Raw genomic sequence first — 16,883 nt, 5'->3', positions numbered from 1 at the left:
TCGGAATGAAAAACGGCGCATGCCGCCGATTCCATTGAATAGTTAGCTATGATTTTTATAGCGATTGACATACAACCTCCGGTCATTGGGCGGCGGGGTGCAACTCCGCGCCCAGCGCGCGCACTTCGTCGGCGGTGTCCACTTCCAGCGCGCGGCGCGCCAGGCCCTGCAGTTCGGCCAGCGAGTGGCGGCGCAGCAGCGCCTTGACGGTGCCGATGTCGCCGGTGCTCATGCTCAGCTCCTGGACGCCCAGGCCCGTGAGCAGCGCGGCTCCCAGCGGTTCGCCCGCGAGCCCGCCGCACACGCCCACCCAGCGCCCGTGCAGCCGCGCGCCGGCCACCGTGCGCTCCACGAGGCGCAGCACCGCCGGGTGCAGGCTGTCGGCCATGCCGGCCAGCTCGGGGTGCTGGCGGTCCACGGCCAGCACGTACTGGGTGAGGTCGTTGGTGCCGATCGAGAAGAAGTCCACGTGCGCCGCGAGCCGGTCGGCGATCAGCGCGGCGGAGGGCACCTCGATCATGATGCCCACCGGCACGGCGGGCGCCCGCAGCTCGGCGCGCACGGCTTCCATGCGCGCGCGCAGCGTGCGCACTTCCTCCACGGTGCTGATCATCGGGAACATCACCTGCAGCGGGCCGTGGCGCGCGGCGCGGTAGAGCGCGCGCAGCTGCGGCACCAGCAGATCGTCGCGCCGCAGCGCGAGGCGTGCGCCGCGCACGCCGAGGAAGGGGTTGTCCTCCACCGGCAGGTCGAGGTGCGGCACGCGCTTGTCGCCGCCGATGTCGAGCGTGCGCACCACCAGCGGCCGGCCCTGCAGGGCCTCCACCATGGCGCGGTAGGCCTCGTACTGGTCGTCCTCGTCCGGCACGGTGTCGCGTTCGAGAAAGAGGAACTCGGTGCGCATCAGGCCCACGCCCTCGGCGCCGGCCTCCAGCGCTTTCGTGGCCTGGTCGGCGCGGTTCACGTTGGCGGCGATCTCCACCGTGTGGCCGTCGGTGGTGGTGGCGGGCTCGCGGCGCGTGCGCGCCTCTTCCTCCTGCCGCCGCGCGAGGCGCTCCATGCGCTCGCGCGCCTCGACCAGCGCCGTCTCGCTGGGCGCCACGTACAGGCGCCCGCGGTAGCCGTCCAGGATGGCCACCGCGCCGGCCAGGGCCGGGCCCGCGGCGCCTCCCTGCGCGGGCAGCACGCCCGGGCCGGCGGCCACCACGGCCGGCAGGCCGAGCGCGCGCGCCAGGATGGCGGTGTGCGCCGTGGGGCCGCCGCGCGCGGTGCAGAAGCCGCGCACGCGCGTGGTGTCGATCTGCGCAGCCACCGAGGGCGAGATGTCGTCGGCCAGCAGGATGGCATCGTCGGGCCAGGCGTCGCCGTCGCCCGCACGGCCTTCGTCGCCGCGGCCCAGCAGGTGGCGCAGCACGCGTTCGCCCACGTCCTGCAGGTCGGCCGCGCGCGCGGCCAGCGTGGCGTCGGGCAGCGCGCGCTGCGCGGCCACGCGCTCGTTCAGCGCATGGCGCCACGCCCAGGCGGCGCCGTGGCGCTGCACCACCGCGCGGCTCACGGCCTGCAGCAGCTCGGCGTCCTGCAGCAGGCCCTGGTGCGCGCCGAAGATGCCCGCCTGTTCGGCCCGGCCCGCGCCGCGCGCGTCGGCGGCCAGTTGTTCCAGTTGCGCCTGCGCGGCGGCGAGCGCGCGGTCCAGCGCGCCGGCCTCGGCCGCCACCGAGGCGAAGCGGTCTTCCACCTCCAGCGCGGTCTCGCCCGCGAGCACCAGCGTGCCCACCACGAGGCCCGGGCTGGCCGCGATGCCCGTGAACGTGTGCCGCGCCGCGGGCTGCCAGTCGCCCAGTTCGCGCCCCAGGCCCTGCGCCTGGGCCTGCCGCGCGGCCGACAGCTCGGCCTGCCGCGCCTCTTCGTCGCCCAGCCGCACGATGGTGGCGTGCAGCGTGGAGAGCGCCGCCGACGCATCGGGCCCCTGTGCCGACAGCCGCAGCTGCGCGCCGCGCCCCGCGCCCAGGCCCAGCAGCGCGGCCACGCTCTTGGCATCGGCCACGGTGTCGCCGCAGCGCACGTGCACGCGCGCCTGGAAGCGGCCGGCCACGCGCGCCCATTCGCCGGCCGGCCGCGCATGCAGCCCGCTCGGGTAGTTGAGGGACAGCTCGCGCCCCAGCGGAAAGTCTTCGAGCGCCGTGCCCTGCGCACCGCCGCCCGGCTCGCCGGCCGGCGCATCGGCGGTGAGGGCGCGCACGATGTCCTGCGCGTCGCCCGTGGTCGCCAGCCGCTGCATGAGCGCGCCGTCGCGCATCACGCGCGTGAGCCGGCGCAGCACCTGGATGTGCTCGTCGGAGGCCGCGGCGATCGCCACCACCAGCCGCGCCTGCTTGGCGTCGTCGCCCCAGCGCACGCCCGCGGGCACCTGCAGCACCGCCAGGCCCGTGCGGCGCACGAGGTGCTTGTCCTCCACCATGCCGTGCGGAATGGCCAGCCCCTCGCCGAGGAAGGTGTTGGCCACCTTCTCGCGCTGCAGCAGGCTGTCGACATAGGCGGGCTGGATGTGGCCGGCCTGCGCCAGCAGCGCGCCGGCGGCGCGCACCGCGTCCTCGCGGTTGTGCGGGGCCGCTCCCAGGCGGACCTCGACCGGAATGGTGGACATGGGCACTGTCTCCTGAAGTTTTGGTATCGATTCCAAGCCCGATTATGAAATGGTGATCCGCCACCGGGCAAGCCGGCCGCCGGCCTTTCCCCCAGGAGTGATCGGGAAAACACCTATGAAATGGCATGTTCCGCGCCATGGATCGCGCCGCCGGGACGGCATCCCACGCCGCACTCGCCGTTCTCCCCACCCCGGGAATGCGCGACTTGCCCGCTCGCGGCTGGAATCGTTACCATGCCTGCAAAGGATCCGGTGCGGGACATCGCCCTGCCCCGCCGGCCCCGCTTTTTTTCTTTGTTCTTCGTTTCCATCCCAGGAGCCCGGATTGGCCAGCATCAAGGATGTCGCGCAGCATGCCGGCGTGTCCACCACCACCGTCTCGCGCGTGCTCACCACGCCGGGCGCCGTGCGCGCCCCGCTGCGCGAGCGCGTGGAACGCGCCATCGCCGAACTGGCCTACCGCCCCAACCTCGCGGCGCGCCGGCTGCGCCAGCGCCGCGCCTCGCTCGTGGGGCTGATCGTCTCGGACATCCGCAGCCCCTTCTTCACCGACGTGGGCCGCGCCGTGGAAGACATGGCCTACCGCCACGGCCTGCGCCTGATCCTGTGCAACAGCGACGAGAACCCCGCCAAGGAGCAGTCGTACCTGGAGCTGATGGCCGACGAACAGGCGAGCGGCGTGATCCTCTCGCCCACGATGGAGGGCCTGCAGCGCCTGCGCCCCGAGGCTTGGCCCTTCCCCCTCGTCCTGGTGGACCGCGCGCTGGACGGCACGCGCGTGGACCGCGTGGTGCTGGACAACCATGCCGCCGCGCGCCGCGCCACCGAGCACCTGCTGCAGTCGGGCTACGAGCGCATCGCGCTGCTGGCAGGCACGCACAGCACCACCGGCCAGCAGCGCCACGCGGGCTATGCCGAGGCGCTGGCCGCGCGCGGGATCGCGCCGCAACCGCTCTGGGTGGAGCCCACGCGCGACGCGGGCGAACGCACCACGGCGCACCTGCTGTCGGCACGGCCGGCAGAGCGCCCCGATGCGCTGCTCGCCACCAACGGCCTGCTGCTGCTCGGCGCCCTGCAGGCCGTGCAGGCCGCGGGCCTGCGCACACCGCAGGACATCGGCATCGCCGGTTTCGACAACAACGACTGGACCGCGCTGCCGGCCCTCGACGTGACCACGGTCGCCCAGCCCACCTACGACATCGGCCGAACGGCGGCGGAGCTGCTGCTGCAGCGCATGCAGGACCCCGCGCGGCCGGCGCGGCGGGTGGTGCTGGAGGGGGAACTGGTGGTGCGGGGGTCGAGCGCGGGGCGGCAGCACATCGCGCGGCGCTGAGTGCGCGGCGCCTGGCCGCACGCGTTCGATCCCGGCCGATGCCCTTCACGCTCCGCCGATCCGATGTTCCCCTGCGCACCTGCCCGCGCATGGCTCTCCGCTAAGACAGGCACTGGTGGATCGCATGCGCCGGCGGCCTACCGGCCATGCCACCGATCCAACGCATTCTTTCTTATCGCACTTTTGTACCGCGGCCCCATCCGCGAGCCCGAAGCCATGGCACCGGCCGGCACGGCCCGGGCGAAAGCCAACGACATGGCTGAAATGCGGGCCCGGGCGCTTCTCGGTGGGTGGGAGATCGACCACTTGCCGAAACAATGAAGCCGGCGGCGGGCGGCGGGAAAGCCGGCCACCGCCGTCTCATCAGGGCCGGTAGCGCAGTGCCATCGCCCGCGCCACCGCCAGGTCGGCGTTGACGAAGCCGTAGCCCGAGCGCAGGTCATAGCCCGGCCCGCTCAGCGGATCGCTGAAATCCACCATGTCTCGCGCGGTCTCGCGCAGCGCCGGTGCCACCTCGGCGGCACGCATCTTCATCCCGGAAGCCTGCAGCATCAGCGCGGCGACGCCCGCCAGGTGCGGGGAAGCCGCGGAGGTGCCGAGGAAGTTGGGCCAGCCGTTGCCGTCGATGTCGAAGCCGAAGAACGACGTGTCCACGCCGTCGGGCGCGCACAGGTCGGGCTTGTGCGTATCGAGCGGCCGGGGCAGCAGGTTGCCGTCCGCATCGCGCGTGCGGGCGAAGCCGCCCGTGGAGGAGAACGGCTCTGCCACCGGGCCGCGCGGCGTGTTCACCTGCGAGTAGCGCACGGCGCAGGCGATGATGGCGCCCTCGGAAGCGTTGTGGCCCACGGCGGTGGCCGAATGGAAGGCCGCATCGCGCGGCCAGTCCACCACGCCCATGTCGTTGGGTTCCGCGATCAGCTTGAACCGGCCCGGCAGGCTTCCGACGCCTTCGGGCATGCCAACGCCGATGTGGATGGTGAAGGTCTCATCGGTGGCATCCGGGTTCAGGAACGCGAAGACGTACTCGACGGGATCGCCGCCCACATTGCGCGCTGCCGAGAGGAAGGCGATGTTGCTGCCCTGCGCTTCGGTGAAGGCGAACAGGTCGAGGTCGGACGCCGAACCCGCGCGCGACGGGGTGAACGACGCGAAGGGCTCGTCCCACTGCATCACGATGCGCACGCGGCCGCCGCGGTGCACGGTGACCGGGAACGTGGTTTTCCCACCGCCCCAGTCGTGCAGTTGCCAGCGGCCCGCGGCGAAGCCGCGCACCGTGAGGTCGCGCGCGGGCAGCGGACGGAAGTTGCCTTCGGCGGACCAGTCGCCGAGGTTGGCCGCGGCATTGATCGAAACGACGTTCTGCCGGGCCAGGATCTCGCGGTGGGCGACGCCGATGGGGCTTTCCTGGAACCAGGGATCGTTGGTCCAGAGCATGTCGTCGCTGATGACGTTCGCGCCGGCCCGGGCCAGGGCGCGCAGGCCGTCGGCATGATCCTGCACGTTCTCCGGGATGTAGACCGCCAGCGACGCGCCGGGCGCGACGTCGTGGATGATCTGCGCCATCGCGCGGCCTTCGTCGCTGTCCGGGCCGTTGCGGTCCTTCAGCACGCGCACGGGCTGCAGGCGGCCGTTCGGGTTGCCGGGGCCGGGAAGGTCGCCGCGCGCCACGTCGGCGGCGGCGCCGCCCTGCGTGTCGTAGCCCGTGGAGGTCACACCCACCACGACGCCGGAGCCGTCGAGGCCGAGGAAGCGGCGCACGCGCTCGCTGCCCTGCACGGCATCGCCCTGGGAGGTGACGGAGCCCACGCTGCCGAACGGCTCGGGAGCGGGGCGCACGAAGCGCGCCGTGCGCAACGACCGCAGCGCGCCCAGTCCGCCGACAGCGATGCGGCCCAGCACCAGATTGCCCTGTTGCCGCACGTCGGTCGCGCCCAGGCGCTTCAGGTCGGCCACCAGCGCGGCGTCGTCGCCCGTGGACATGGCCTCGATGCGGACCACGCCGTCCACCACCTTGGGTCCGATGAAGCCCTTCGCATCGGTGTCCGCGGGCGCGGCCAGATTGCCGCCGCGGCGCAGGTACTCCGTCCAGAGTATCTTCAGTTGCGGATCGATGAAGGACTGCCCGTCCATCGCGGCACCGACGCTGTCGGGCTGGACCACCACGCCGCCGGCGGGGTCCGGCGCGGCGAGCGCAGCGCTGGTGCCGAGGGCGCACAACGCCCCCACACCCCACGCCAGCAACTGCTTATTGTATTGAATTTGCAGCATTCGAAAAAAAACCTCTCTGGCGCACCGCGCCAAGACTATCGCCTTCATCAAATCGCCCACGAGCGGATGTGAGTGTCCATGCCGCTTTCGATGGACGACACCTTGCATCCATGCGAAACGGCACGGATAGCCCCGCATTAGTACCAAATTCTTTTCGAATCGACTCTCATTTTTTGCAAAATTAACATTTATTTAATATTGAGAGAGCCGCATGGCTGCGCATTCGGTTGCAGCACACGCGCTTCGCGCCAGCGCCGTGAGCGGCCGGCGGCCGGCACTACGCTGCGTTGGTCGCCCCTCTTTTTTTCATGGAAGCGCCTTCACCCGCGCACGGACCCGTGAACCCTCTCAACCGCCTCTCGCCCTTTCGCCAACGGCCGAACACGCCGTCGCAGCAACCGCTGGAGCAGGCCCCGCCCCGCTTGACTCCGCCCTCCCCGGAAAGCCTGGACGGCCCACATCTGGCGCGCCGGCGGCGCAACCACGCCTCGCCCGAGCGCGGGGCCGAGCCCAGGAGCCCGGAAACCATCCGCCCGCGCGGCAACTTCCTGGGGCGCCTGCTGCGCACCGGGCCCGCATCTCAGGCGCACTCGCAGGAGGCGGCGGCCGCTGCATCCGCGTCCACCTCGGCCACGCGCCAGCCGGCCAGCGTGGGGCAGGAGATCGACCAATGGCTGGCGCAGAACCGCCCAAGCGCGCAGAGCGTGCGCACGGGCCTCAATTTCCACGACGGCACGGAAGACACCTCTCGGCAAATATTGGACAGCGTGGCCGCAGCGATGCAACGTGCCGCTGCGACGAACGGCACCAGACTCGAACTGGAATTCGGATTACCTGCCACTTCGCTGCCCGAGGCCCTGGGCCGCATCCAATCGCTGCAGCAAATCACGCTGCGCAGCACGGGCCTGCAGTCCCTGCCCGAGAGCCTGGGACAGTTGAGCCAGCTCAACCATCTGGAGATTTCTTCGAGCCAGGCCCTGCGGCGACTGCCCGCATCGCTGACGCAACTGCCGTCCCTGAAAACGCTCACTTTGGCGACGCTGCCGCTGCACGAACTGCCCGCGGACATCGGCCGCCTGCAAAGCCTGCGCAAACTCACGCTGAACAGCGGCGAATACTCCCGCCTGCCAGCGAGCGTCACGCAACTGACCGGGCTGCGGGAGCTCCAACTGAGCCACTCGTCCCATCTGCAAGGCCTGCCCGATGACATCGGCCGCATGGCAGGACTCCAGACCTTGACGGTGTCGTCGCAGACGCATCTGAGCCAGCTCCCGGCCAGTCTGACCGATTTGGCGCGACTGCAGAGCCTGCAGCTCGAAGGCAACCGGCAACTGCGGGCTTTGCCGGACGACTTGGGCCGGCTCGACAACCTGACTTCGCTGTCGCTCAGGAATTGCAGCGCGCTCACGCAACTGCCCGATAGCGTGGGAAACCTGCGGCATCTGCGCCGGCTGGATCTCACCGGCACCGGATTGCAGAGCCTTCCGCCCTCGCTGGCGAGACTGCCGGCGCAGTGCGAGATTCTCGTGCCGGACTCTTTGAGACGGCAACTGCGCGAGCTGCGCAATCCGCAGGCGGCGCAGGCGCCCCGCCGCCAGAGAGCGGACCAGCCCGGCCCCTCGCGCAGCGCGGGTGCGGGCCCGTCCACCCGCAGGCCACAGCTCCCTCGGGCCGTACCGACGCCGCTTTCCAATCGCCTGGCTGCACTTGCGCAGGGGCTTGATCGCACCGATAGGGAGCTGGCGGCAGATTTCCGCAAATGGACGAACTTCCTTTCCCAACGGGCTGCACTGCTGCACCACCCGGTTTCCGAGACGGACCTGCGGTTGCTCGACAAGGTGGTGGCAGAAGCCGTCTCCTCCGAGACGTTCCGAAGCAGCTTTTCCGAATTCCTGCAGGCCAACACGCCCAGAAGGCTCAATGAAGAGGGCGCCACCCAGGTGCTGCGCGGACAAGACATGTACCGTGGCGTCGACGTGCGCACGGCCTACGCACATCTCCTGGAACATAAGCTCATGCGCATGCCGGATGCGAAGAACGCCGAGACGTTTCTCCGGGCCTCGATCCAGGAGCTGGGAATGGGCCACCGTGAACTGCTGAGAGGGCTCAACCCGCTCACCGGCCGGGCCCAGATCTGGCCGCCGCTGCGCGCCTATGTCGCCATGCAGGACGAACTGGGCATGGCCGCGCAGGAAGCCGCCACCACCTGGGCCATGGCGCAGGCCGATGAAGCAGAGCAAGGCGTCATCGGAGAGGGAGAAGCCATGCAACAGGCCGAGCACGCCCAGGTGAATGCGAACTCTTTCATCGACCAGCGCGCCCGCGAACTGCTGGCTGAGTGGAACATCGCCCGCTGAGGACGGACATCCCACCCGGATCCCGGGCGGCTGCCGCGGAAGCGCCCGACGGCCCCGCGCGGCTCACGCCTTGCGCGGCTTCACCCTGCCCGCGGCGAGCTGGGCCCGCTCGCGCGCCACGTCCACACTGGCGTTGAACGCCACCGCCACGCCCATGCGGCGCTTGGCGAAGCTCTCGGGCTTGCCGAACAGGCGCAGGTCGGTGTTAGGGACCCGCAGCGCCTCGTCCACGCCGTCGAAAGCGATGCCCTGGGCTTCCATGCCGCCGTAGATCACGGCGCTCGCACCCGGGCTGCGCAGCGTGGTGTCCACAGGCAGGCCGAGGATGGCGCGCGCATGCAGCTCGAACTCGCTCTGGTGCTGCGTAGCCAGCGTGACCAGGCCCGTGTCGTGCGGGCGCGGGCTCACCTCGCTGAACCACACCTCGTCGCCCTTCACGAACAGCTCCACCCCGAAGAGGCCCTGCCCGCCGAGGTCGTCGGTCACGGCCTTGGCGATGGCGCGGGCGCGCTCCAGCGCCGCGGTGCGCATCGGCTGGGGCTGCCAACTCTCCACGTAGTCGCCGCTCACCTGCACGTGGCCGATGGGCTCGCAGAAGTGCGTCTCCACCTGCCCGTTCTCGCCGAGCGCGCGCACGGTGAGCTGGGTGATCTCGTAGTCGAAGTCGATGAAGCCCTCGACGATCACGCGGCCGTGGCTCACGCGGCCGCCGGCCATGGCGCAGTCCCAGGCCTTGCGCACGTCGGCGGGGCCGTCGATCTTGCTCTGGCCCTTGCCGGAGCTGCTCATCACGGGCTTGACGATGCAGGGGTAGCCGATGCCGGCGTCGATCGCGGCCTGCAGCTCTTCCAGCGAGTCGCAGAAGCGGTAGGGGCTGGTGGGCAGGCCGAGCGTCTCGGCGGCCAGGCGGCGGATGCCCTCGCGGTCCATGGTGAGGCGCGCGGCGCGGGCCGTGGGGATCACGCGCACAGTGCCGGCGGCCTCCAGCTCTTCGAGCATGGGCGTGGCGATGGCCTCGATCTCGGGCACGACGAGGTGGGGGCGCTCGGCCTCGATGAGGCTTTTGAGCTGCGCCGGGTCGCTCATGGCGATGGTGCGCGCATGGTGGGCCACCTGCTGGCCGGGCGCGTTGTCGTAGCGGTCCACGGCGATGGTTTCCACGCCCAGGCGCTGCAGGGCGATGAGCACTTCCTTGCCCAGCTCGCCGGAGCCGAGCAGCATGACTTTGGTGGCGGAAGGCGAGAGGGGGGTGCCGAGGGTGATGGGCATGGCAGGTCAGGAAAGGTGTTGCGGCGCGAAAAAAGCCGCCCCCGTGGCGCGCCGTACGGGGCTCTGCACAGTGGGGCGGGGCGGAGCCCGCCATCATAGGCGCCGCCCGCACCGCCACGGCCTGCGCCCCCGGGCTGTTCAACGCCCGGCTTCGCGGGCGGCCCGGTCGATCAGGTCCGCCACGGCCCGCGGGTGCGACACGAACGACAGGTGGCTCGACGGCAGCGAGGCCACGCGCGCGCCGATGTGGTCCGCGATGGTCCGCTGGACCGCGGGCGCCAGGGCGCGGTCCCGCCCGGTCACCAGGTACCACGTGGGCCGGTCGCGCCAGGCCGCAGCGGCCACCGGTTCCCTGAACGCACCGGCCGACATCGGCGGCTGCGCTGCGGCCAGCAGCCGGACCGCCGCCATCGGCACGTCGGCCGCCATCATGCGGCGGTAGGCCTCGGGGCCGTCCAGCCAGACGAAGCCGTCCGCATCGGGCGCCAGCCCTTCCATGGGGGCCTGCAGGCGCGACAGCAGCCCCGCCACGGATTCGCCGGCATCCGGCACCAGCGCGGACAGATAGACGATGCCTTTCACCGCGGCGTCGTTGCCGGCTTCGGTCACCACGGCACCGCCCCAGGAATGGCCCACGAGCAGGACGGGGCCTTTCTGCCGGCGCAGCACGCGGCGCGTGGCGGCCACGTCGTCGGCCAGCGAGGTCAGCGGGTTCTGCACCGCGGCGACGCGATAGCCCCGCTGCTGCAGGATGCGCATGACCTGCGACCACGAGGACCCGTCCGCGAACGCTCCATGCACCAGCACGATGTCGCGCACGCCCGCGCCCGGCCCGGCGCCCCGGGCCGGCGCGGGCTGGGCCATCTGCGGCAGGGCCGCGCCGATGGCGAGCGCGGCCACGGCCCAGCGGCGCAGGCGCCCGCGGGCCTTGCAGGGCCCGCTCATGGCGCCTTGCTTCCAGGCGCCCAATCGGCGGGGAACGCCGCCGCGCGCAGCGCCGGCTCGAAGGCGCGCACCTCGCGATCGACCAGGCCGTGGAGGTGGAACGAATCCAGCGCCAGCACCTGGTCCAGCTCGGCCCGGCTGCTGCAGCGCAGCAGGACCAGGCCGCCGACGCGCGGCTCCAGCGGGCCCGCCGCGAGGATGTGGCCGGATCGGATGTGCTGCAGCAGCCAGTCGCGGTGGGTGCCGAGGTGCGCATCGATGTCTTCGGCGGGGCGGATGTAGGTGAGGGTGACGGCGTAGAGCATGGGAGGGGCCTCGGAGGTGGGGAATGTCGGGGGATGGCGGGCGGGCGCTTCAGGCGGCCAATGCCCAGCGGGCCAGGGACAGGGCCTCGCCGCGCGCCGCCTCCAGCGCCTGGCGGCGCAGTTCCGGGCCGCGGGACAGCAGCTCGGCACGCACGGTCCGGACTTCGCGGATGCCCATGAAGCCCAGGACGGCCCGCAGATAGGCTTCCTGGAAGTCCATGGGATGGGGCGTGGGCTCCGAATACAGTCCGCCGCGGGTGGAGACGACGATGGCGCGCTTGCCCTGGGTCAGCCCGATGGGGCCGGTCTCGGTGTAGCGGAAGGTGCGCCCCGGCTGGGTGACGCGGTCGACCCAGGCCTTGAGCTGCGTGGGCACCGAGAAGTTGTACATCGGCGCGCCGATCACGATCACGTCGCTGTCCAGCAGCTCGCCCACCAGCGCACTGGAGCGGTCGTGCTCGGCCAGGACCGCGGCGCCGAACGCCTGCGGGTCCTGCGAGCGGAACCCCGCGGCGATGGGGCCGGTGAGGTGGGCAATGGGGTCCGCGGCGAGGTCGCGGTAGACGGTGCGCGCGGCGGGGTGCTGCTGCAGCAGGGCGTCCACGGTGTGGCGGGTGAGTTCGCGCGATGCGGAGGCGTCGCCGAGCACGCTGGAATCGAGGTGGAGGATTTGCATGGAGGGGGTCCTGTGGATGGGATGCCTCTACGGTAGAGATGGGCGGACTGTCCTGCTAGACGGTCTTTTCAGGACGCTTTGTCCTATCCATAGAATGCCGGCTCGTCTGTTCCAGGAGATGTCCATGCAGGACCTGAACGATCTGGGCCTGTACGCGGCCGTGGTGACCCATGGCAGCTTCTCGGCCGCCGCGCGCGCGCTCGGGCTGCCGAAATCGAAGGTGAGCCGCCGCGTCGCCGAACTGGAGCAGCGCCTGGGCGTGCGCCTGCTGCAGCGCTCCACGCGGGCGGTGAGCGTGACCGAGGTGGGCGCCGCCTTCTTCAAGCACTGCGAGGCGGTCACGCAGGCCGCGCAGGCCGCCTTCGACGTGGCCGAGCGCGCCACCGACCGGCCCGCGGGCCGCATCCGCGTGAGCAGCCCCGTGGGCGTGGCGCACATGTTCCTCGCCCCGCTGCTGCCCGCGTTCCTCAGGCAGCACCCGGGCGTGCAGGTGGACCTGGACCTGACCAGCCGGCGCGTGGACGTGATCGCCGAGGGCTACGACGTGGCGCTGCGCATCCGCTCCGCCCTGGACGATTCGGACCTGGTGGTGCGGATGCTGGGCTCCAGCCCGCAGGTCCTGGTGGCCGCTCCTGCGCTGCTGGCGGGGCATGCGCCGCCCGGCACGCTCGCGCAGTTGGTCGGCGCACCCGGCCTGGGACCGCGGGGCACCGGCGGCGCCGCGCCGCGCTGGCGCATCCAGCCGCCCGGCGGCGACTGGGCCGAGGTGGAGTACCGGCCCGTGCTGGTGAGCGACGACGTCCACCTGCTGCACACCGCGGCGCTGGCCGGCTCGGGCATCGCGCAACTGCCGGCCCACATGTGCGCGGACGACATCGCGCAGGGCCGCCTGCAGCCGTTGCTGCCGGACCACGCGCTGCCCACCCACCAGCTGCATGCCGTGTATCCGTCGCGCAAGGGCGTGGTGCCGGCCGTGCGGGCGTTCATCGACCACCTCGTGCACGCGCTGCCGGACACGCTGGCCATGGCGGGGGGCGCGCAGGGCGGCGCGGCGGGCCTGCCGCCGCTCCCCGGATGACCCCGCGGGCCCGATAGGATCGGGGCGGCACATTCCCACCCATCCCTTGTTTTTTCTTTCATCTTTCAGGAGGCATTCCCAATGACGATCAAGACCGTCGGCATCATCGGCGCGGGCACCATGGGCAACGGCATCGCGCAGGCCTGCGCGGTGGCCGGCATCGACGCGGTGATGGTGGACATCTCCGACGCGGCCGTGCAGAAGGGCCTCGCCACCGTGGCGGGCAGCCTGGACCGGCTCATCAAGAAGGAGAAGATCGGCGCGGCCGACAAGGACGCGGCGCTCGCGCGCATCAAGACCTCGACGGACTACGGCGACCTGAAGGTCGCGCAGCTCATCATCGAGGCGGCCACCGAGAACCATGCGCTCAAGGTGAAGATCCTGCAGCAGGTGGATGCGCTCGTGGGGCCCGAGGTGATCATCGCGTCGAACACCTCGTCGATCTCCATCACGCAGCTGGCCGCCGCCACCTCGCGGCCGGACCGCTTCATCGGCATGCACTTCTTCAACCCCGTGCCGATGATGGCGCTGGTGGAGATCATCCGCGGCCTGCAGACCAGCGACGCCACGCACGACGCCGTGAAGGCGCTGTCCGAGCGCCTGGGCAAGAGCCCCATCACCGTGAAGAACGCGCCGGGCTTCGTGGTGAACCGCATCCTGGTGCCGATGATCAACGAGGCGTTCTTCGTGCTGGCCGAGGGCCTGGCCACGCCCGAGGACATCGACGCGGGCATGAAGCTCGGCTGCAACCAGCCCATCGGCCCGCTCGCGCTGGCCGACATGATCGGCCTGGACGTGTGCCTGGCGGTGATGAACGTCTACCTCGAAGAGTTCGGCGACAGCAAGTACCGCCCCTGCCCGCTCCTCAAGGAAATGGTGGCCGCGGGCCGCCTGGGCCGCAAGACGGGCCAGGGCGTCTACCGCTACTGAAGGAGGTCCGCGCCGAGGCCGCGCGACTGCACCTCGTGGCCGATGGCCCGGGCCTGCGCGTGCATCGCCTGCACCACCTGCGGCAGGCGCGCTTCGGTCAGGCGCGAGGAGATCGCCGTGACCGCGATGCCCGCCACCGTGCGGCCGTCCGGCGTGCGCACCGGCACGGCCACCGCGCGCGTGCCGCGCACCACGCCCACGGGCGCGTAGGCATGGCCCAGGGCGCGCGCCTGCGCGCAACGCTCCAGCACGCCCGCGGCATCGAGCCGCAGGGCGCGCAGGCGCGCCGCGTTGCGCTGCAGGATGTCGGCCGCCTCCGCCGTGTCCAGCGCGGCGAGCAGCACCACGCCGCTCACCCCCACGCCCAGCAGCCGCCGCGCTCCCACCTCGATGGAGAGCACCTTGACCGGGTAGCTGCCGATGGCGCGGTCCAGGCACACCGAATCGTCGCCCTGGCGGATCGTGAGGAAGGCGGTCTCGCCGAGCGTCTCGCCCAGGTGCCGCAGGTGCGGCGCGGCGATCGCGCGCACCGGAAAGCCCGCGGGCCGTGCGAGCCCCATGAGCGAAACCTCGCGGCCGATGCGGTAGCGGCGCGTGGCCGCGTCCTGCTCCACCGCGCCCTCCTCCACCAGCGCGCGCAGCAGGCGGTGCGCCGTGGGCCGGTTGAGCCCCGTGGCGAGGGAGACGTCGATCAGGCGCACGCCGCCCTCCTGCCCGCCCGCGACGATGCGCAGCACCGCGATGGCGCGGCGCACGCTCTGCGCGCCGTCGCGCGGGCCGTCGGGGAGCGCGGGAGAACGGGACATGCGCGCCGCCCCGGGCTCACCGCGCCGTGGTCACGGTCTTGGCCGTCTGCGGCATCGAGCGCAGCGTGACCACGCGCCCCAGCGTGGCGTAGTTCGGCCCGCCGATGCGGCAGACGGGATCGAGCGCGAGGGTGTCGATCTTGCCGTCCCGCAGCAGGCCTTCGCGCACGTGAAAGCGCAGCACCTCGCCCACGAAGAACTCCGCGCCCGTGTCGCCGAACGGGATCACCTGCGACAGCCGGCACTCCATGGCCACGCCCGCCTCCGCCAGGCGCGGCACCGCGACGGCCTCGCCGGGCGCGGTGGCCAGGCCCAGCAGGGCGGCCTCGCTGACCTCGGGCGGGTGCTCGGCGCTGCTCTCGTGGATCTGCTGCAGTTGCCCGCCGTGGCCGATGTTCACCACGAACTCGCGCCGCGAGAGGATGTGGGCGCCCGTGTCCTTGCGCCGTCCGGCCTTGCGGCCGATGTTCACGCCCAGCAGCGGCGGCTTGTTCGAGACGAAGGTGAAGCACGAGAACGGCGCGAGGTTCACCACGCCCGTCTCGGACAGCGTGCTGATCCACGCGATGGGGCGCGGCACGACGATGCCGCTCAGCAGTCGGTAGGTGGCTTCGGGGCCGAGGTCGGCGGCGTCGAGGGTATCGGTCATGGCAGTGCGTCAGGGTCGAGGAAAGGGATCTGCCGGATTGTGGAAAGGGTAGCCGCTGGCGGCGCGTGCGAAACGCCGGTTTGTTCCACATCGCGGACTCTTGCGATGCGGGCGCATTGCCGCGGCCGCAGCCGCTTCCTACGATGGATCCAACGGCTGCGAAGACCTCTCGACGGCACCGGCCGCCCAACGAGACAGGAGACAAAACCCATGCACAGACGCCTCATCCTGCGTTGCGCGGGCGGCCTCGCAGCCGCCACCGCCGCGCTGCTGGCGGGCCCCGCAGCGGCCCAGCCCGGCCACTGGCCCGACAAACCCGTGAAACTCGTGCTGCCCTACCCGCCCGGCGGCAACGTGGACGGCGCGGCACGCATCGTGAGCGAGCAGCTGCAGACCCGGCTCGGCCAGCCGTTCATCGTGGACAACCGCCCCGGCGCGGGCGGGCTCATCGCGGGCGAGGCCGTCGCCAAGGCCGCGCCCGACGGCTACACCTTCTTCATGGGCGCGAACGGGCCGATCCTGTTCTCGCCGCTCATCTTCCGCCGCAACGCCTACGACTGGAAGAAGGATTTCGTGCCCGTAAGCTCGGTCTCCTTCACGCCGCTGGTGCTGCAGGTGCACCCGTCCACGCCGTACCGGTCGCTGCGCGAGCTGCTCGCCGCGGCGCGCGCGGGGGGCCAGAACATCACCATGGCCTCGCCGGGGGCGGGCACCACCAACCACCTGGTCAGCGAATACCTGCAGCGCGAGAGCGGCGCGAAGTGGCTCACGGTGCACTACAAGGGCAACGCCCCGGCCACCACCGATCTGCTCGGCGGGCAGGTGCAGTTCAACTTCGACCAGATCTCGGTGGCCCAGCCTTTCATCCAGGCGGGCCGCACCCGCGCGCTGGCCGTCACCTCGCGCGAGCGGCTGCCGCAGCTGCCCGACGTGCCGACGCTGCGCGAATCGGGATTCGCGGACTTCAGCGCCGAGACCTTCACCGGGGTGCTCGCGCCGCGCGGCACCCCGCAGGCCGTGGTGGACCGGTTCTCGGAAGCGCTGCGCGCCGTGCTCGCCGAGCCCGCCGTGCAGGAGAAATTCCGCGTGCTCGGCTCCGACGCCCGCGGCAGCACGCCCCAGCAATTCACCCAGTACCTCACCCAGGAAGACCAGCGATGGACACCGATCATCCGGCAGGCCGGCATCACGGCGGAATGACGACCGCCCCCGCGCCAGCCCCGGCGCGCACGAGCATCTACGTCGAGGGCTTCAGCCACAAGAACCCCATCCCCGCGGCCTGCCGCATCGGGCCGCTCGTGGAAAGCGGCAGCGTGCTCGGCACCGACCCGGCCACGGGCGCGGTGGCGCCCACGATCGAGGCGCAATGCCGCTTCATGCTGGACAACCTGCGCCGCATCGTGGAGGCCGCGGGCGGCAGTACGGCCGACGTCGTGAAAGTCACGGTATGGATGAAGGACCGCAGCCAGCGCCCCGCGCTCAACGCGCCCTGGCTGGAAATGTTCCCCGACCCGGCCTCGCGCCCCGCGCGCCACGCCATCCACGCGCCCGACCTCGACATGGGCAAGCTCATCGAGTGCAGTTTCACCGCCTACATCGCCTGAGAGCGGCTCACACCGCCGC

At 71.6% G+C, this 16,883-nt stretch carries 14 protein-coding genes; 6 read left to right on the top strand and 8 right to left on the bottom strand.

Going from position 1 to position 16,883, the window contains the following annotated elements:
- Positions 1–82: 82 nt before the first annotated feature.
- Positions 83–2,644 (bottom strand): phosphoenolpyruvate--protein phosphotransferase, encoded by a 2,562-nt coding sequence (gene ptsP / locus BM144_RS11605; protein ID WP_092952327.1) that lies wholly within the window; start codon positions 2,642–2,644, stop codon positions 83–85.
- Positions 2,645–2,969: 325 nt separating this feature from the next.
- Here ptsP and BM144_RS11600 point away from each other — a divergent pair, with 325 nt between their 5' ends.
- Positions 2,970–3,977: a LacI family DNA-binding transcriptional regulator gene (locus BM144_RS11600; RefSeq protein WP_092952325.1), complete on the top strand. Its 1,008-nt coding sequence runs from the start codon at positions 2,970–2,972 to the stop codon at positions 3,975–3,977.
- Positions 3,978–4,340: 363 nt separating this feature from the next.
- Here BM144_RS11600 and BM144_RS11595 read toward each other — a convergent pair whose 3' ends face one another.
- Positions 4,341–6,245 carry a S8 family peptidase gene (locus BM144_RS11595; protein ID WP_092952323.1) on the bottom strand — a complete coding sequence of 635 codons (1,905 nt, stop codon included), beginning with the start codon at positions 6,243–6,245 and terminating at the stop codon, positions 4,341–4,343.
- A gap of 338 nt (positions 6,246–6,583) precedes the next feature.
- Between BM144_RS11595 and xopAE the strand changes: the two genes are divergently transcribed.
- Positions 6,584–8,602, top strand: a complete 2,019-nt coding sequence (xopAE, locus tag BM144_RS11590) for a type III secretion system effector XopAE (protein WP_217644340.1) — start codon at positions 6,584–6,586, stop codon at positions 8,600–8,602.
- A gap of 63 nt (positions 8,603–8,665) precedes the next feature.
- On the opposite strand, the gene purT is transcribed toward xopAE, so the two are convergent.
- The 4 genes from purT to BM144_RS11570 all read right to left on the bottom strand — a co-directional run bounded on the left by purT (position 8,666) and on the right by BM144_RS11570 (position 11,797).
- A complete protein-coding gene (gene purT / locus BM144_RS11585; RefSeq protein ID WP_092952321.1) occupies positions 8,666–9,871 on the bottom strand; it encodes a formate-dependent phosphoribosylglycinamide formyltransferase in 1,206 nt (401 codons plus the stop codon).
- A 138-nt stretch (positions 9,872–10,009) separates the two neighbouring features.
- Positions 10,010–10,816 carry an alpha/beta fold hydrolase gene (locus tag BM144_RS11580; protein ID WP_092952319.1) on the bottom strand — a complete coding sequence of 269 codons (807 nt, stop codon included), beginning with the start codon at positions 10,814–10,816 and terminating at the stop codon, positions 10,010–10,012.
- A complete protein-coding gene (locus tag BM144_RS11575; RefSeq protein ID WP_092952317.1) occupies positions 10,813–11,121 on the bottom strand; it encodes a YciI family protein in 309 nt (102 codons plus the stop codon). The genes BM144_RS11580 and BM144_RS11575 overlap by 4 nt, the downstream gene beginning before the upstream one ends.
- 49 nt (positions 11,122–11,170) lie before the next feature.
- Complete coding sequence (locus BM144_RS11570) at positions 11,171–11,797, bottom strand: FMN-dependent NADH-azoreductase (protein WP_092952315.1); 627 nt, start codon at positions 11,795–11,797, stop codon at positions 11,171–11,173.
- Between the two features lie 124 nt (positions 11,798–11,921).
- Between BM144_RS11570 and BM144_RS11565 the strand changes: the two genes are divergently transcribed.
- Both BM144_RS11565 and BM144_RS11560 read left to right on the top strand, forming a co-directional pair.
- Complete coding sequence (locus BM144_RS11565) at positions 11,922–12,875, top strand: LysR substrate-binding domain-containing protein (protein WP_092952526.1); 954 nt, start codon at positions 11,922–11,924, stop codon at positions 12,873–12,875.
- A gap of 81 nt (positions 12,876–12,956) precedes the next feature.
- Entirely contained in the window at positions 12,957–13,805 is an 849-nt protein-coding gene (locus BM144_RS11560) for a 3-hydroxybutyryl-CoA dehydrogenase (protein ID WP_092952313.1), read from the top strand.
- Here the strand turns inward: BM144_RS11560 and BM144_RS11555 are convergent.
- On the bottom strand, positions 13,799–14,611 hold the full coding sequence (locus BM144_RS11555) for an IclR family transcriptional regulator (protein WP_092952311.1): 813 nt from the start codon (positions 14,609–14,611) through the stop codon (positions 13,799–13,801). The two genes, BM144_RS11560 and BM144_RS11555, sit on opposite strands and share 7 nt — an antisense overlap.
- Before the next feature lie 16 nt (positions 14,612–14,627).
- Positions 14,628–15,260: a flavin reductase family protein gene (locus tag BM144_RS11550; RefSeq protein WP_092952309.1), complete on the bottom strand. Its 633-nt coding sequence runs from the start codon at positions 15,258–15,260 to the stop codon at positions 14,628–14,630.
- A gap of 210 nt (positions 15,261–15,470) precedes the next feature.
- On the opposite strand from BM144_RS11550, the gene BM144_RS11545 reads away from it, so the two are divergent.
- Positions 15,471–16,460 carry a Bug family tripartite tricarboxylate transporter substrate binding protein gene (locus BM144_RS11545; RefSeq protein WP_092952307.1) on the top strand — a complete coding sequence of 330 codons (990 nt, stop codon included), beginning with the start codon at positions 15,471–15,473 and terminating at the stop codon, positions 16,458–16,460.
- A complete protein-coding gene (locus tag BM144_RS11540) occupies positions 16,457–16,864 on the top strand; it encodes a RidA family protein (RefSeq protein WP_092952305.1) in 408 nt (135 codons plus the stop codon). The genes BM144_RS11545 and BM144_RS11540 overlap by 4 nt, the downstream gene beginning before the upstream one ends.
- Positions 16,865–16,883: the final 19 nt, after the last annotated feature.

The organism is Paracidovorax konjaci (assembly GCF_900112675.1).
GTDB classification, from domain to species: domain Bacteria; phylum Pseudomonadota; class Gammaproteobacteria; order Burkholderiales; family Burkholderiaceae_C; genus Paracidovorax; species Paracidovorax konjaci.
Note: the sequence above shows the minus strand (reverse complement) of the source record. Positions and strands in the feature narration are given on the sequence as shown.

Bases quoted from the DNA above. Each gene is read 5' to 3' on its own strand.
- BM144_RS11560 (WP_092952313.1), top strand. From the start codon at position 12,957: ATGACGATCAAGACCGTCGGCATCATCGGCGCGGGCACCATGGGCAAC.
- BM144_RS11570 (WP_092952315.1), bottom strand. From the start codon at position 11,797: ATGCAAATCCTCCACCTCGATTCCAGCGTGCTCGGCGACGCCTCCGCA.
- ptsP (WP_092952327.1), bottom strand. From the start codon at position 2,644: ATGTCCACCATTCCGGTCGAGGTCCGCCTGGGAGCGGCCCCGCACAAC.
- BM144_RS11545 (WP_092952307.1), top strand. From the start codon at position 15,471: ATGCACAGACGCCTCATCCTGCGTTGCGCGGGCGGCCTCGCAGCCGCC.
- BM144_RS11550 (WP_092952309.1), bottom strand. From the start codon at position 15,260: ATGACCGATACCCTCGACGCCGCCGACCTCGGCCCCGAAGCCACCTAC.
- BM144_RS11565 (WP_092952526.1), top strand. From the start codon at position 11,922: ATGCAGGACCTGAACGATCTGGGCCTGTACGCGGCCGTGGTGACCCAT.
- BM144_RS11595 (WP_092952323.1), bottom strand. From the start codon at position 6,245: ATGCTGCAAATTCAATACAATAAGCAGTTGCTGGCGTGGGGTGTGGGG.
- BM144_RS11540 (WP_092952305.1), top strand. From the start codon at position 16,457: ATGACGACCGCCCCCGCGCCAGCCCCGGCGCGCACGAGCATCTACGTC.
- BM144_RS11580 (WP_092952319.1), bottom strand. From the start codon at position 10,816: ATGAGCGGGCCCTGCAAGGCCCGCGGGCGCCTGCGCCGCTGGGCCGTG.
- purT (WP_092952321.1), bottom strand. From the start codon at position 9,871: ATGCCCATCACCCTCGGCACCCCCCTCTCGCCTTCCGCCACCAAAGTC.
- BM144_RS11555 (WP_092952311.1), bottom strand. From the start codon at position 14,611: ATGTCCCGTTCTCCCGCGCTCCCCGACGGCCCGCGCGACGGCGCGCAG.
- BM144_RS11575 (WP_092952317.1), bottom strand. From the start codon at position 11,121: ATGCTCTACGCCGTCACCCTCACCTACATCCGCCCCGCCGAAGACATC.